General features: G+C 45.1%; 17 protein-coding genes and 1 pseudogene. 1 reads left to right on the forward strand and 17 read right to left on the reverse strand.

Annotation, left to right across the window (positions count from 1 at the left end; genetic code table 11):
* Positions 1–182 precede the first annotated feature (182 nt).
* The 7 genes and pseudogenes from ACJJIK_RS04415 to ACJJIK_RS04445 all read right to left on the reverse strand — a co-directional run bounded on the left by ACJJIK_RS04415 (position 183) and on the right by ACJJIK_RS04445 (position 6,710).
* Positions 183–1,073, reverse strand: a pseudogene (locus ACJJIK_RS04415) (transposase).
* A 360-nt stretch (positions 1,074–1,433) separates the two neighbouring features.
* Positions 1,434–1,877, reverse strand: coding sequence for a DoxX family protein (locus ACJJIK_RS04420; RefSeq protein WP_444944339.1), 444 nt, complete (start codon positions 1,875–1,877; stop codon positions 1,434–1,436).
* A gap of 124 nt (positions 1,878–2,001) precedes the next feature.
* Positions 2,002–2,484: a GNAT family N-acetyltransferase gene (locus tag ACJJIK_RS04425; RefSeq protein ID WP_444930969.1), complete on the reverse strand. Its 483-nt coding sequence runs from the start codon at positions 2,482–2,484 to the stop codon at positions 2,002–2,004.
* 189 nt (positions 2,485–2,673) lie between these two features.
* Positions 2,674–4,119 (reverse strand): IS66 family transposase, encoded by a 1,446-nt coding sequence (gene tnpC / locus ACJJIK_RS04430; protein ID WP_444944340.1) that lies wholly within the window; start codon positions 4,117–4,119, stop codon positions 2,674–2,676.
* A gap of 210 nt (positions 4,120–4,329) precedes the next feature.
* Positions 4,330–4,680 (reverse strand): hypothetical protein, encoded by a 351-nt coding sequence (locus tag ACJJIK_RS04435; protein WP_444944341.1) that lies wholly within the window; start codon positions 4,678–4,680, stop codon positions 4,330–4,332.
* 517 nt (positions 4,681–5,197) lie between these two features.
* Entirely contained in the window at positions 5,198–5,842 is a 645-nt protein-coding gene (locus ACJJIK_RS04440; RefSeq protein ID WP_444944342.1) for a class I SAM-dependent methyltransferase, read from the reverse strand.
* Positions 5,843–5,924: 82 nt separating this feature from the next.
* Positions 5,925–6,710: a hypothetical protein gene (locus tag ACJJIK_RS04445; protein WP_444944343.1), complete on the reverse strand. Its 786-nt coding sequence runs from the start codon at positions 6,708–6,710 to the stop codon at positions 5,925–5,927.
* Between the two features lie 688 nt (positions 6,711–7,398).
* Here ACJJIK_RS04445 and ltrA point away from each other — a divergent pair.
* Positions 7,399–8,499 (forward strand): group II intron reverse transcriptase/maturase, encoded by a 1,101-nt coding sequence (ltrA, locus tag ACJJIK_RS04450; RefSeq protein WP_444945037.1) that lies wholly within the window; start codon positions 7,399–7,401, stop codon positions 8,497–8,499.
* A 72-nt stretch (positions 8,500–8,571) separates the two neighbouring features.
* Here ltrA and ACJJIK_RS04455 read toward each other — a convergent pair whose 3' ends face one another.
* From ACJJIK_RS04455 to ACJJIK_RS04500, 10 genes are all read right to left on the reverse strand, one after another.
* Positions 8,572–9,024, reverse strand: a complete 453-nt coding sequence (locus ACJJIK_RS04455) for a hypothetical protein (RefSeq protein WP_444930961.1) — start codon at positions 9,022–9,024, stop codon at positions 8,572–8,574.
* Between the two features lie 140 nt (positions 9,025–9,164).
* A complete protein-coding gene (locus ACJJIK_RS04460; RefSeq protein ID WP_444930960.1) occupies positions 9,165–9,509 on the reverse strand; it encodes a ribonuclease E inhibitor RraB in 345 nt (114 codons plus the stop codon).
* 139 nt (positions 9,510–9,648) lie between these two features.
* The gene (locus ACJJIK_RS04465; RefSeq protein WP_444893094.1) at positions 9,649–10,002 is read right to left on the reverse strand and encodes a hypothetical protein; all 354 of its coding nucleotides are present in this window, start codon (positions 10,000–10,002) and stop codon (positions 9,649–9,651) included.
* Between the two features lie 154 nt (positions 10,003–10,156).
* Positions 10,157–10,588, reverse strand: a complete 432-nt coding sequence (locus ACJJIK_RS04470) for a protein export chaperone SecB (protein ID WP_444944344.1) — start codon at positions 10,586–10,588, stop codon at positions 10,157–10,159.
* A 129-nt stretch (positions 10,589–10,717) separates the two neighbouring features.
* Positions 10,718–11,140, reverse strand: coding sequence for a hypothetical protein (locus ACJJIK_RS04475; RefSeq protein WP_444944345.1), 423 nt, complete (start codon positions 11,138–11,140; stop codon positions 10,718–10,720).
* Between the two features lie 768 nt (positions 11,141–11,908).
* A complete protein-coding gene (locus ACJJIK_RS04480) occupies positions 11,909–12,391 on the reverse strand; it encodes a hypothetical protein (RefSeq protein ID WP_444944346.1) in 483 nt (160 codons plus the stop codon).
* 103 nt (positions 12,392–12,494) lie between these two features.
* A complete protein-coding gene (locus ACJJIK_RS04485) occupies positions 12,495–12,797 on the reverse strand; it encodes a hypothetical protein (protein WP_444944347.1) in 303 nt (100 codons plus the stop codon).
* Between the two features lie 490 nt (positions 12,798–13,287).
* Positions 13,288–13,917 carry an HAD-IA family hydrolase gene (locus ACJJIK_RS04490; protein ID WP_444944348.1) on the reverse strand — a complete coding sequence of 210 codons (630 nt, stop codon included), beginning with the start codon at positions 13,915–13,917 and terminating at the stop codon, positions 13,288–13,290.
* A gap of 94 nt (positions 13,918–14,011) precedes the next feature.
* The gene (locus tag ACJJIK_RS04495) at positions 14,012–14,374 is read right to left on the reverse strand and encodes a hypothetical protein (protein WP_444928602.1); all 363 of its coding nucleotides are present in this window, start codon (positions 14,372–14,374) and stop codon (positions 14,012–14,014) included.
* A gap of 45 nt (positions 14,375–14,419) precedes the next feature.
* Positions 14,420–15,769, reverse strand: coding sequence for an IS4 family transposase (locus ACJJIK_RS04500; RefSeq protein WP_444928614.1), 1,350 nt, complete (start codon positions 15,767–15,769; stop codon positions 14,420–14,422).
* Positions 15,770–15,923: the final 154 nt, after the last annotated feature.

The following is a 15,923-nucleotide window of genomic DNA, read 5'->3' on the forward strand; positions in this document are numbered from 1 at the left end:
GGTATGGACTAATGGGTGAAAGTCCCCTGCAGGAAGACCACCGATTAATGATCTCCATTAAATGCTAACTACTAGTAAATGGCAACTGCAAGAATGCAAGATCTTATGGGGAGGAAGCCGCTAGCAAAGCTACGAGCTGACGAACAGAAACACTATATAAGGCTTAGACTGGAGTGTAATGGTCAAATATTTTTGGCCACCCTCTTTTGAGCATCTCGAAATTTTTCTTCTGCCACATTTGGCGGCAAGCCGTCGTTGTGTTGATGTGGCCGCACTTGGCTGTAGTAGCCAATAATGTAATCGTTGATTGACTGTTTTGCCGCAGGCAAACTTGAATAGCCTACTTCCGGCGCACCTCGAGACTCATAGGCCATTGTTAACGCCTTCTTTACCAAGCTCGTATCTGGAGATAGCGATAATGCCCAGCCTACGGGTTTTCGTGCAAACAAATCCAGCACTACCGCTAGGTAGGTCCAGCAAGCCCCCATCCAAATATATGTGATATCACCAGCCCAAGCTGCATCTGGCTTCTCGACGTCAAACTTCCGATTCAGCCGATTTGGGATATCAAGATGCGCTTGTTCCGCCTTCCTGTACCTAAGAGCCGTTACTAGCCTTATGTGCAGCCTTAACCAGTGCCTGGAGCTTCAGTTCCTCTGGGGCCGGCTCTGTAGGCCTGTTACGCCAAGCCCGATAGCTACTGCGATGAATATCAAATACCAGGCAAAGGCGTTGAACAGGGTGGCTCTCCTGCAACCGCTGGACTATCGAGAATTTTTCAGCGAGTCCGACATCAAGATAGCTGTAGCCTTTTTTAGGATTTCCTTCTCCTCCTCAACTAACCGCAGTTTCCGCTCCAGCTCCTGTATGCGCCGCTGCTCCGGCGTTAAGGCGTTACCAGTTGGCGTCTTGCCTCCCCTCTCCGCGCGAAGCTTCCGCACCCAAGATTCCATAGTCGACTTGCTGACCCCCATGGCCTCACATGCAGCCTTCAGTGTGTATCCTTGATCAACAACGAGTTGCGCTGCTTCCAGCTTGAACTCTGGGTTGAATTTTCTTTTTGAGCTAGTCATCTACCCACCTGATCTTCATTGAAAGTAATAATATCACTCAAACTCAGGTGGCCAAATTTACTATGCCACTACACTTTATTATCGGAGCGATACCAGCACTTCAGGATCACGACAACCCCTATGGCCAATAGAATTCTCTGTGTACGCTTCACATAGTTTGTTCACAGTGAGAAAAAAATGAGTATATTTTTTTCCTTCTGCTCCGCCCTACGCGCAACACTCGATACGGGTGGCTGGTTAGGCCTTACCCGACAGGGACTTCCACCCTGCAAGAAGCATCAAGCTTAGCTTGACGCACTAACGCTTGCAGCTGCGGCGAGTGCTGAGGGCGCACATTTTTGCACAGCAAAAATCGCGGCATTAGTACGAATCCGACAGACTGCGCTTGTTATAACCCTGTACGCAAAGGAAATAAGCCCATGCTATTAATATTAATTGAAGTGGCCCACGAATTAACAAGTACACAGGCCCCCACTGGTGGCCACCAAGGCCTATGCTATTTAATGCTGCATAAATATTAGCTGGAAAAAATACAACAAATATGATTATGGCAATCTTTGCAGCGGGCGATTGATACTTCGGCACAAAAAGTGCAACGCCAATTACTACCTCTAATAAGCCTGTGAGATAGACCAAAGCTAAGCGAAATGGGACCCAAGAGGGTAACATTTCAACCATTCCCTGCGTTTTTACAATATGGCCGATGGAAAAAAACATGAATGCAGCTCCCAACCCCCAGAAGGAATATTTAGCGATATCCAATGTTTGACCACTGAATTTGGAGCGAAGAAATGCGATAGTCAAAGGGCTAACCAGTAGTACCAGTATTATTATTGGGGTGACCATTATTTCCTCATTAAGTTATAACGATCGGTTCAGGTGACGCGCCGCAGGTACGGTCACCTGAATCACTTTTTATGTGCGTGTTTTAGATTGTTAAAGAATATTTTTGCTCTGTTCTTTCTGAACCCCAAGTATTATGTATAACTTCTTCTGCAAGACTAAAGCCATTATTGAGATATATTTTCCTTGCTGCTTCCAGACCTTTTACAGTCCATAGATCAACTTTTGAGTAGGACTTTTCTTTGACGAAGGATAAAGCATCATCAATAAGCCTTTTACCAACACCCATTCCCCTGAGTTTAGGCTCAATGAGGAACCATCTTAACTGTGCTACTGATTCAGACACCTCACAAATGGCTATACATCCTGTGATTTGGCCTTTGTATTCGACAACCCAAAGACGTTCACGAGAGTTTTCCCTCTTTGCAAATTGTGAAAGCGGCTCTCCCACATATGCTTCAAATGTGAAATTATAACCAAACTCTTCTGAATAGAGCTTTCCATGAAGATAGGTAATATAACCAATATCACCAGGCTTAAGCTCACTTCTTATTATTACTTCGCTCATTGATATCCTATCTATTTGATGTTGGTAGGACAGCCGGTTACCCTAACTGCCCCCACGCAGATCCGGACGTTCGGAACTACCGCATCCGGCTCTTCAATAATATATTCGCTCGTGTAAAGCACGAACCCTAATACCAGTCCACAAGTATACTGCGTTTGTATACTCGCGGTGGCTTTAGCCCAAAAGTAACTATTCAGCACTAATTTCAAAAGCTTTGAATTTTTCCAGTAAAAATCCAGGCCACCCTTCATTAAATAGTTGTGTTAATGCTTCTCCAGGGGCAATGTCATTTTTCTGGCAGGTCAAAAGGTAAGAGCGGATAAGACAGAAGGCTCTTGCGCCTTCTTCAGAGCGAAAGCAACCCGAAATCTTTTGCTGTACCTTAGTCATTCGAAGATCTCGCTCCCCCTGATCATTAGTGAACGGTACTTCAGCACGCTCCATAAAACGGAGTACATCTTCCTCATAGTCACGAAGCCGTTCCAGTAGATTACGAGATTTGCTGCGCTTAAGTCGCCCTCGGCGAGGTGACGTTGTATCCGGCACTGGCGCCGGGCATTCGGTGCTTCCACGGCCGAGGATTTTGCGATAACGGGTTCTCCAGCGCTTGGCTTGCTCTTCCGGTAGGAAATCACCAGCAAGCTCAACAGCATCGCGTAGCTCCAGCAGTAGATTGCGCATATTGCCAGCCCAACGTTGCCCATCTTCCTCATGCGCATAGGTTAGTTCACGCAAGTGGTGGGCGTTGCACAACGCATGAGTGCAAGCAAAAGTGTAATAAGGCTTCCAATGGCCATGCACCAGTGTGCCATTAAACTCGGGCAGCACACCTATCGCATTCATAGCTTCAGTCCCGCGCTTCGGCGATAAACCAAATAAAGTACACTTCTGAGCCGAAAGGACATGTAACCAGTGGCGCTTTCCATCCATGTTGAGGCTGGTTTCGTCAGCATGTACTACAGATTCGGTTTTGAGCCATTTTCTAGCAAGATTTTCAAAGGGAGCTAGGTGTTCACAGGTAGCTCGATTGAAATTGACCAAGCTTCCGGCACTGAGCGGAATACCATATTGCTCGGAAAACATCGATTGTATTCGCTCATAAGGCAGCAACTGGAACATTGAAAGGTAAACGGCATGTGCCTTAACCGAGCTGCCATATTGCGCTGGTCGAGTTACGCCCGCAGGGAACTCAGCTACATAGCGTTGACCATGTTCATTCTCCAGAATTTGAGCACGATACTCGGTGACATGGCGTTGGATTTGGAGGTTAATAACTTGGCGACGCTCGCACCCTACATCCTTCCAATTGCCGCGTGGTAAAGTGCGGCGATTTAGTTTAAGAGTCTCAATATCGTCCGGGTTATCGATCGGCATTAGGGTGATGCCTTTACGCCCAGATTGGCCGCCAGCTTTGCGCTTGCCTGCAGTTTTTTTCTCTCTTTTGCGGTTTTGATCTTGTGATGGCGGTATGCTGCTATTTTTACTATTCATACCATTTTTAGCCATCAGCAGCCTGATGACGACCAACAAAATGGATATCACTGCACGTATTGATGGCGTAACCTGTTGATCTTCTTTCAACAGATTTTCTGCATCAGTAATAGCTATGTTGATATCAACTTTTTCCAATGTCATTGACTACTAGACAAGAGGCTTAAGGATTACTCTATTATCTCATAAATATATTTTGTTGGGAATTGTGTATTTTAGTGCTGAATAGTTACGATTTCTTTACGTGACCGCTGGATAGAGATTCATTACGGATAGGGAACCGCCCATTGCGGACCCGCACGATGGGTGGTGTGGGGGCCGGTAGCTAGAAACTACCGGCTACCCGATTTAGGCTTATCCATTATATAGGCCTAAGTATTCTATTTTTTCTGTAGACTCTGGATCACAATAGACCCCTGACTCATCATCTTCATTGCGCACATCCCCCCAAATTCCATTCCCTTTTGTGATTAAGATAAACTGAAAAGGTTTCTCGGGACAGCGAGATTGAAATAGCTCTTTCTCTTCTTCGGTTTCGATATATCCGATTATGTAATCAATATCTTTCGCGGGCTCCACAAAATCTGGATTAATGAATAGCTCGAGTTCTTCCTCTAACTTCCACTCTCTACTCCAGAAAAGGTACTTCTCAAGTTCCGGCAGATCCATTTTTTGCAAATGAAACACATACATTGGTTCGTACATTTACATCTCTTCCTAATTTTCAATAGAGACTAATAACGCTTCACACACGGGTCGCAGTGTAGGCGCAAAGCGCCGAAACGAAGGTCCGCCGAGAAGCAGTTTCGTGATGCGACTTACTCTAATTAGCCATGCTCATAAATTGGGTAAGTTTTTTTGATTTTTAGAGAAGAAAGGTAAAACCCTATTGAAAATAACCCTAGAGTGGAGACAGGAACAACGTTAATAGGATTTAGAAAAAACAAGCAGAATAAAGCAGAAACAGCAGAAAAAATTGATAGGTTTATTAGCCATATTTTTCTTGATGACACTTTTAACCAGGCCCTGCACTCGGAACACCTAAAGTCGCAGGACCAAGCCCGATAACTCCTATCAATCAATGGTACTAGTGAAAACTTAAATTCATGAGAACAATGACTACATTCCATTTTTAAACTTCCCTTTTTTGTCTTATCACTCTTTGATGACCAAAAAATTATAATAACGTCACCATCACGCGTTTGTCGCGTGCATGGCATTGTTAGGCCTCGCTTATAATAATATTAATGGTCTTGTTCACACGGTCACCGGTATTACTCAACCCACTTTCTTTGTATTGATAAGCATTTTTTATTTGAAAGCCTGATGAACGCAGTAGCTCACACGCGTCCGCCTGATCATAGAGAGCAAAACCAAAAGGCACGAACGGAAGATCCTTCATAAAAGACCGATCTCCGAAGGCAATACAAAAAAGACCATCCGGCTTCATTACTCGCCGAATCTCGGCGAGATGGTCGCCGGGATTTTCCCAGAAGTACAGTGTATGAACTGCCAGCACTTTATCGAATAATTGTGGCTCAAATGGAAGCTGCTCAGAGTTACCCTGCTGAAACTGCGCGCGCCCCAGTCCCACCAAATGCTCATTAAGACGTTCAGCCTCGGCTACCATTTCAGAAGACCAATCGAGCCCCATATACGAGATGTTGTCCGCCACATTAATCATATCGGCAACAAATGCTCCATTGCCTGGACCAACCTCCAACACTGAATCGGATGCTCTTAGCTGCAGAAGATCAATGCATTTACGGTTGAGAACACTGTTTGCCTCATTCATTCCCTGTGCAATTTCAGACGCTTCCGCACCATTGGGACAGCGCAACTGGGACGCAAGTATGTGTGATTCCATGTGACTCCCTTGAATAGTTTAACGCCCAGCGAAGGGGCAAAGTTGTAGCGCAGCGGAAAATTTGTCCCGCTTGCGCTGATTGTTATGTGGATATATATCCACGATAGCTGGCCCAATTGCGAGCAAGCTGATCAAGTATTTCATTTGGTGATATATCATCTAACTCTTCCGATTCGTGTATAAAAACCACGTCAATTTCTTTAATGTTTTTAGTTGACTCGTTGATATACCAAACACCATCAATTTTTAGATGCGGTGTTTCAGTTGCAATTCGTTGCAGCATCACCTGTATAACTCGATATACAAACCACGTTTCGTAGAATTCGAAACCTTCATTCAAAATTACCAAAAATCCATAGGCATCTTTACAATCGAGCGCTTTCTTTGTTGCATGAATCTGTTTTTTTGAACTTCGGATATAGTCTTCAAGTGTTCGGGCGGCCAAAGAATCTAACTGCTTGTTGAAAAGAGCTCTATTTGAATGGCCCTCATAGATTTGCTCGAAAGACACAGTTCCGAAAACAACAGGCATACCATTTTTAACTTCGGAGGAGTTCTCTACTCTCCTTTGAAGCCAAGGCTCTAGTGCATCAGCGCGATCACTAGATATAGTTTTTACTTCTATGATTGATCGCTTTTCTTCGAGAAAGAAATCACCTTTTCCCTTGGGAAATTGAGCCTCGGGAAGTGAATCAATATCAACAGCGCCGTTGTGTTTTACTAAAAACTCTTTAAATGTTGATTCTAGGTTCATCGCTTGTTCACATAACGCTTTTAGCACCTGCGCCGCAGGCGTCGGGTGCCTAAACTTGGTACGCCCAGCATGGGCGTGAACTAATGGGGTGAAAGTCCCCTGTAGGAGGATCACCGTTTAATGGTCTCCATTAAATGCTAACTACTAGCAAATGGCAACTGCAAGACCGTGAGGTCTTGTGGGGAGGAAGCCGCTAGCAAAGCTACGAGCTGACGAACAGAAACATCATATAAGGCTTAGCCTGGAGGCGAGGTAGCCAAGGATACCGAAGCCATGTGGTCTAACGGGTAGAGTAAATGATGCAGTTGTGTAGTGAAAGTTCACGTTCTTATCTGGGGAGATCTGTTCAACCTGCTGCTGTAAAGCTGTCAGCGTGGCCGCTGACTCATAAGTAGGCCCAGCCCGCTAGCCACCATCGCGGGGGTAAACAAAATTGGTGGAACACAGCAGCGTCTCGGCCAGTAATGGCCAAGGTGATTGAACAGAAGTCAGCCGACGGCATAGTAGCCTAATGCCAAGATTAATACCTTGGATACGGTGAAGGCCTGAACCCAAAATCCACGAGTTAAAAGACAGGGCTAGCCTACCGATGTGTTGCCAGCCGGATATAAAATTGACGTAGCGCACTGCCATGACACTCAACTCAAATGAAAATCTGCTTGAAACCATCCTCAGCAAAGAAAATCTTAATGCTGCATGGAAACACGTGCGAAGCAACAAAGGTACCGCAGGCATTGACGGGATTACTATCGATAATTTTGTGTAGCACTTCAAGGCAGTTGGCGACGACCTCATCGAGACTATTCGACAGGGTCATTACCAGCCGCTTCCCGTCAGGCGCGCCTACATTCGCAAGCCAGATGGTGGCCAGCGTGGTCTCGGGATACCTACGATCTTTGATCGTGTTATTCAGCAGGCTATCGCCCAAATCATCGGTCCCAGTTTCGATAAAACCTTTTCGGAGTTCAGCTATGGATTCCGCCCAAAGCGATCACAGCATCATGCGGTGAAAAAGCTACAGAAGTATATCGAAGGCGGGAAGCGAATAGCCGTAGATGTCGATTTATCTAAGTTCTTCGACCGGGTCAACCATGACTTCCTCATGAGTTTACTTGGCCAAAGAATCAGCGATAAGCGTTTACTCAAGTTGATCGCAAGTTACTTGCGTGCAGGAAGTGTAGAAGATGGATGCTGGAAAGCCTGTCATGAGGGGGTGCCACAAGGGGGCCCTTTATCGCCGCTGCTCTCCAACATTGTACTCGACCTGCTCGATAAAGAGCTGGAAAAACGCCGACATGATTTTGTTCGCTATGCGGATGATTTTGTGATTGTTGTTGCTTCTAAGCGCGCGGGTGAACGGGTTATGGCGAGTATTAAACGCTTTGTTGAGCGCAAGCTTAAGCTCAAAGTTAACGATACTAAAAGCCAAGTAGTTCCTGTCAGCCGCTGTAAGTTTTTGGGGTTCTCTTTTCGCGGTGCAAGGCTCGTCTGGCATGATAAGTCCCTGCTCCAATTTAAATACCGCATCCGCCAGATTACAGGGCGATCCCGTGGTATTTCTATGGAAAAGAAACTGAAAGAACTTACCGTATTCCTCCGTGGTTGGATCAATTACTTTGGTATAGCGCAAGGCTATCAAAAATGTATCGATCTTGACTGCTGGATACGACGAAGATTGAGAATGAGCTACTGGAAAAACTGGCGTAAAGTGAGAACGAAAGTCCGAAACTTACTACGCATGGGTGTGAGTGAATCACTGGCTATCACTTGTGGATCGTCCGGTAAGAGTTACTGGCGAAATGCAAAGACCGAAGGTATTCATATTGCACTCAACAATGAGTTTTTCCAAAAGATGGGCTTGATTTCGTTACGTGACCGTTGGGTAGAGATTCATTACGGATAGGGAACCGCCCATTGCGGACCCGCACGATGGGTGGTGTGGGGGCCGGTAGCTAGAAACTACCGGCTACCCGATTTAAAACTCTACGCCCAGGAGCCTTGCCATTTCCCGGTTGTATAGAGTTACAAAATAGGGGTTTCTGATATACGCCCCGACTATCAAACCAAATTCAGATGGTTCGTCGCCAGTAATGATATCATCCGGATACTTGTATTCTCCTAAAACACTACAGCACCGTAAACTCCAGTATCTATCTTGAACGAATACTTTGGCAATCTTTGAAACTTGTTTTTCATCTAAACCATAGACAGTTAACACACCGTCAATTTCAAAGACCCAGATAAAGCCAACTCTATTTTTCTGAAAGTCATCCCTCGCCGATTTCAGCGCATATCTTTGCGCAATATCCGGGCGGCTCACGTAGCTGACAATTTCGTGACTTTTTTCAAGCTCAGAGTATGCCAAGAAAATTACCATAAAAAGCAACGCCACACCTAGGATAGATATATTGAGGTAAGACTTACTCATAGTTTTAACGCCGCCGGCAGGGGCAGCTTACCTTGTGCGCTTTTTGCGCGAAAATGGGAGCGTAGCGACCCGCGCAAAACGTGCACAAGGTAAGCTGTCCCGTGGAGGGACGCAGGCCCGGAGCAAATTGCCCGGCTTTGTTAGGTACCATTTTGTGCGATGCAGCCCCAGCCATCAATTTCAATACCGTAGAGCTCTGCGATACAGGTCATAAAACCGGAAACACAAAGCAGAATATTCTGTGTTACCGGCATGTCGATCAGAACTTGCACCATGTACTGATCCTCTTCAAGGATGACGCTCGCTCTTCCATACTGGAAATCTTGCAGAAAGCCAGCGACCGTATCGGCTTTTTCCTTACTAGGGCACTTGAATGTGAAATCAACTTCTCTAAATTTGGTGAAGTCATCTCCATTACTATCCAAGCTCCGAAGCACATCTGTATCAGCTTCCGTAGCTTCTATTAGTTTTGATATTACTGACATGCTTGTGTACCTAACGCCGCAATCAGCGGCAGACTAGTTGTTGATTGTTTTGTGCAACAATGGCGTAGCCATGCACAAAACGAGCGACGGCTAGGCTGTCCAAGCCACAAAGTGGCTGTGCTGCATTGCCTCGTTAGGTTTATAGCAAAGTACGCCACTTATAAGAACCATAAAACTTACCAGCAAGCACACACGGTATTAGCATAATAAAGATTAATTGCTCTAATTCAGGAGCATATTTAGATGCCAACACAATAGGCGCTGCAACCAAGCATATAAACACTGGAAACCATAAGAGCATAGCAATTACGAATACAACCTTATCAATACCTTGCATACTCTGAGTTGGCCTAGCTAAAAATAGTATGAATTTATTTTGTGTGTTTGGCCTACGACCTAATAATACATCTTTATGTGAGCTTAACGCGAAGCCAACTACCACACCGAATATCAAGTACAAAATTCCAGATACGACGACAATCACAATGTTCATTGTGTAAACCTAACGCCGCGAGCAGCGGCAGCTTGCTTTGGGCGCTTTATGCGCGAAAACGGGAGCGAAGCGACCTGCGCATAAAGTACTCAAAGTGAGCTGTCCGGTGGAGGCCCGCAGGGCCGGAACGAAATGCCTCGCCTTGTTATACGGCTTACTTGCAGACACTGAGAATCACCTGCTCCTGCGAATTTTCATGCGTTAATTTTGCGACGCCACCTGTAGCCCAGGCTAGCCATTCTAAAAAACTTGTTAACTTGAAGTAAGAACCCGCGCTCTGTATTTCAGACGGTGACACGTCAAGCTCAATCTCCGACTCCACAAAAAAATGGCAATTAATCTGGATGCTACCAGAAATCCAGATACGCAAAGTTGTGGGGTTGGTTTCTTGCAAAGCCTTAATTTCAGCAAGGCTAGCAGGAAGATCTCTCACCAGATCTCCATGAACAAAATCAAATTTGTAGTTTGACTGTTTTACGGCGCTAATAAATATATTCCATACGGCTGAATCTACATTTTCCACACAAATATCACGTAGAGACCCATCTACTTCAAATTCCGACTTGATTTCACCCCATTGTTTCATAGTGGTGCCGTATAACGCCCAGCGCAGGCAGCACGGAGCGCTTTTTGTGTTAATGTTTGAGCGCCAGCGAGTAACACAAAAGGTGCGTAGCGTTGGCTGTCGCTCTGCCGCTGCTTGTTATGCATGGCGTTACTCCGGGCCTTCGCTGAAGGTCGATAGCGCCTGGCCCACCTGGTTTTCATTTAGATACACACCACTCATAGGATCAAAAACCACACCATTGAAGTGAGTTGAGAACAATGAAGCAGTATAGAATGCAACGACGCTCTCCTCTGGACTACTACCCCAGCGCAGCTGCAAAACCTTTGTGTTTGAGGAGCTTAAATTCTCATTTTTTGGTAGATAATTTTCTAGGCTTGAATAGTCGATACTGTACGTTTCTACACCAGATTTACTTCCTCTCAAGGTTACTGGCAAGAATCCGCTATGCTTCGAGAGATTAACGTTTTCTTCATAGACGACTCGTGGCTCTAGATTCTTCGCCACTTCATTTAGATTGTTTGTTCCCAACGGAACATCCAAAGCAAGAAAGATAAATAATTCCATCGACATTTTTGAGATTACTCACTCATCGGTATAGATGCATAACGCCCGGCCTGTGTTTTATACACATATTTGAATCCTATTCAAAGTCTCATACAGAGAAATAGCCTAATTTCCCGACTGGAATGAATGAAATTTAACCGTCTATAAGACCAAAAGCGCTTGAGTTTTACGCTAAATCTAGCGCTTTCCCTGGAGTAGAGCGCATATTGATTAAACAATCACCAGTATCCCTCTCTACTTAGGTATCTGATCTTGCCTGTAGTAGATAGAGTTGAAGCTCTCAATACTCTTGTAGAGCTTATCAGAGTAGTAATTTTCACTGGTTCACTTGTGTATAAAACTTAGCGCCCGGCTAAGCGGCGAGCTGCGCAGCAGCGAGTCCGGCAGGCGCAGCCTGCGTACTTGAGCCGCTTGTTATGATTTTGGGGCATCAACACGCTTCTTTTTCGATTTTTTACAGAAATACAACACCGCACTTCTTAGCACTGCGTAGAAGCATATAACTGATCCGATAAAGCACGGGACAAAGAGCAATAGAATTCCACCTATATACCCCATATAAGCGAAGACTCCAAGCAGAAAACCGATGAAAATTTCGGTTACCACTGACTTCCAATCTACGGAATCATTTAACTCAACCGTCTTAGCTCCGTAGTGCCTTAATCCTATTCTTTGTATCTTTCTAAGCATAAAAAATCATAACGCCTTTAGCAACGGCAAATTGCGGAGCCGAAGGCATAGTAATTTGTCCGCCTGCCTAAATTTGTTAGGGCTTTAGCCACACCACTTGACCTCAACCTGACGCGGTTTCTCGGTATTAACTGGGCCAGCTAAACCTTTGCACTCGTTGCTACCACACATATAGCCCAACGCACCGGTTACGTCACCATATTCTGTGACCAAACCAACAGACTCACCGTTGATAAAGTAGAAGCGGTTTTCATCGTGTCCGGTAGGCACTATTAAGGGGATGGGGAAGAAAACAATAAATGCCCCAACACCTGACCAGTTGTAGCCATCATGGTAGGTGACAACCTCGCAGTTACCTACTTGAGCTATAGAGTCTGGCTCACCCCAGGATGAAACTAGGACTTCTTTGGTTAAAGTCGTGGTGCTCGAACCATAGTTAAACTTGTTTCGTTTATTGGAGATATTTACGGATGTTTTCTCGTCTTCGAATGTTCCGTAAGTACCTACTGCCAAGCCTACACACCCTTGAAGGAAGAAAGTAAGGCATAAAATTACTAATTTCTTCACGCTCTCTCCTGAGCCCTAACGTTGCCAACAGCGGAAGCTTTGCAGCGGCGAAGCCGCGGAAAAGCTGTCCAGCGCACGCAGTGCGCGTTGCTGCTTGGCCTTGTTATAAGTGACGCCACCCAATAATTTCATTTTTAGCACCGACAATTTTGCGTGCAACCCTAAGACAATGCTCTTTGCTAGCACCCAAACCAATATTGCCCTCTATTGTTGCTACCAGTGACGAGGGTATATGCTCGGCATCTTTACCCTCGACCGCAAGACGAAAAATATGTGGCAGATAACTCTGATACTCGTCGCGAGCTTCTGGCATGTCATTTACACCAATAGGGTCCCAGTCACACCATAAAATTTCATCTATGACTTTGTAGAGTTCTAGTTCTTCTGGAGGTAATTTCTTGCCCATACTCTTACTTATAACGTTGCCAGCAAGGGCAGCCGAAGCGGAGCGTAGGCTGTCCAGCCTAGCCTCCGGCTGGGCGATCTTGCCTGGCCTGGTTATAGCTGGCGCGCTCTGAACGACATACTTGCTCTCTGCCAGCCGACTTTGGCTGGCCACTGCCCGATAAATTTACAAGGGAAAATACCATACTTTCCCCACCAATTAACTAGCTGATTGGCACTCCACAATGGTGCAACTGACTTGCAGGGCTTGTTGACTTAAAACGAAGGCACTTGAACGAAACTGCGGTGCCAACTTGCAGGAAAACTCTCTGGCGAAACGTGTTCAGGTAGAGATTGTTACTTGCAGCAACAACAAACCATCTAAAAATTGACCGCCACAATAACGCCCAGCGCAGGCGTAGCCAGCGCGGAGCTCATTTTGTGTTAATGTTTGAGCGCCAGCGAGTAACACAAAATGTGCATAGCGTTGGCTGTCGCTCTGCCGCTGATTGTTAAGTGCCAACCAACCCCGGAAGTTCCGCCATTCTTTGGAAACTCACAACACCTGCAGAATCGCACTCTTCATCAAAGCGATTGAAAAAATATGTTTTCATGCCCGCTTCGTAACCTGCTTTTACACCGACAGGCCCATCATCTACGACGATACAGCGCTCTGGTGAGTGGCCCATTTCCCTTGCCGCATGCAGATATATGCCAGGATCAGGCTTCCAAATTCCTACCTCATACGAACTGAACAAATTATCGCCAAAGTATTTAGATAGGCCACATAAATCAAGTGCCTGCCTAATTTTATGCATTGGCCCACTCGATACTACGGCTTTAGGGCCATTCAAAGACTCCAACGCATCAATTACACCCTCGACGGGCTTCAGTTCATTATCAAATAGCTCCGATACTATTTTTCTATAATCTGTGACGAAATTTTCTGGAAGCTTTATCTCGTGTTCTTTCTCTAAGATTGAAAGCAAACTTGCCAGCTTCCAGCCCCGAAATCTTATAACGAGTTCATCTGCATCAAGCTCTATACCATGACGCCTAAACATCAACACAAGTCCGACGTTACAAAGATACTCGCTATCAACCAATGTTCCGTCGTTGTCAAAAAGGAAGCAATTACTCATGGCCCTGACTTGCACTTAACGCCTGCAGCAAAGGCCGACCGTCAGGGAGGTCCAGCCCGCTTGCGGGCGATTTTGCCTGCACTGGTTATGTGTTTTACTTGAACGTAAGTTTGATAGCGTCATTGTTTACACTAATTTTTTGAACAGGAGCTGTTACAACTTTAACTTCCCAATATTCATCTTTATCAATTGAATCAATGCATAAATTGACATTGAAAACATACTCTTCGTTTTCGCGACATTTTGTAACTATCAAGTTCTCACAATCTGATTTCCAAGAAACCTCATCTACAGAAGATAAGCTAAGAAGTGAATCTAGAGGACTATTATTTTTGGAATAAATAAAACTTCCAGAGACTGAACAATTCTCCCTTTCGATTCTTATCGTACCCGAGCAATCGATTGATCCTTTAACGATATCGCTAAACGATATTTTCGTATCTCCAATATTTATCAATCTATCTCTCCTGACACATAACGCCTGCACTGTGTTTTATACACATTATTTAAGTCCATTTAGAGCTTCTGCTGCCTCAATATAATGAAGTAGCTTGGTGTATCCCTGCCAAACGGTTTTCACCCCTGGCTCACCATCCCCTTTACGCCCCAAAAAACCTCCTAAACCTGCCAGCATGCGGGTTATATCCCTCATGCTTGGGGGTTCATTTGGTGGAGTAGTTTTATCTCGCATCATCCATATCATACGCCATTCTTTTTCAGAGTAGGCACTCGTACACGGTGCTTCAGGAAGTCTTCGTGCTCGTGTAGTTATCGAATGTAGTCGCCATCCAATAATCATATAGATCGCAATGCAGTTCAGCATTCGCTGCTCTGTTCTAAAACGATTACTTTCTATCTGACATCCACCTTTTAACACTCGAAAATAGGTTTCAATTTCCCACCGGCTTCGATACCACTCAATGATAACCCTCGCCTGCTTAAAGTCTTCAACTGAAAGATCCGTCAACAGCATCCACTCAATCCCTTTCTCACCCTCTGGTGGGGTTAATTCTTTAGCCAGTACAGCATAGAGAGAAAGTGGTCTTTTAGATTTTCCTTTTCCTAGTAATCGTATTTCAGTAGTGGATACGCTAACTTTGGCTTTTCTTCCAGGTTCTCCATTCCGCTTGGGAATATCTACCGTGTATTGACCAATAGATTTCTGCTCATTCATATGATCCCAAAGCAAAACCGTTTCTTCTCCATCGATCTCTAAAGTGCGATTGGCCTTAGCTCGAACGATATAGCTCGCCCGCCTCTGTTCGCTTTGATCTTCAGCCAGTTGAAACCACTCATGAATATCACCCTCTCTATCAGCAATACTCACAATTGTGCTTTCAGGACAGCGCTCCTGTATCTGACAAGCAGATTCGTAATGGTCTAGCCAGCGTCGACTCTCCTTATCCTTTATCGACTTGGTATAGCGGGAATTGGCGCTTGACTCCTTATCTCTCTGCCACATACTGCCCTCAACGACACCCAAGTTAACTCTTGATGGCGTTATAGCGATGGAGGTGTGCAACAGTTGCTGATTGGTCTCTTTCCGCCTAAGTGTTCCCATCTCTTTACTTTCTAAGTCAGTGGCAAAATTTAGAAAGGTGGTATCTTGAGGGATAAGAACAACGGGCTGCGCCTTGATTCTCTCAAGAGTTGCTGATTTATGGCCGCTCATAATAGAGTCAAAGTTGACTTTATCATTTTCGATAAAACGATAAGCCGCAAACGTTTCTGCCCAAGTTTTGTTTGCACAGGGAATGCTACTCTTTGGATCTGAACTTAAACTACTAAGAATATTGGACAAGCGCTTATTCAAGCGTGTATCACCCATAACCTGATTTTTTACTTCGTCCATGACCCAGTCCTGCATAATAATCCAATCAAATCTGTAATTCTTACCAGGACAAACTGTAACTTATTGATTTACATAATAAAACTGGAAAAACTTGTGTATAAAACTTAGCGCCAAGCTAAGCGGCGCCGTTTACGGCGTCCTTGCTTGAGCGCCT

This window comes from Microbulbifer regidiadema (SeqCode) (genome assembly GCF_052466995.1).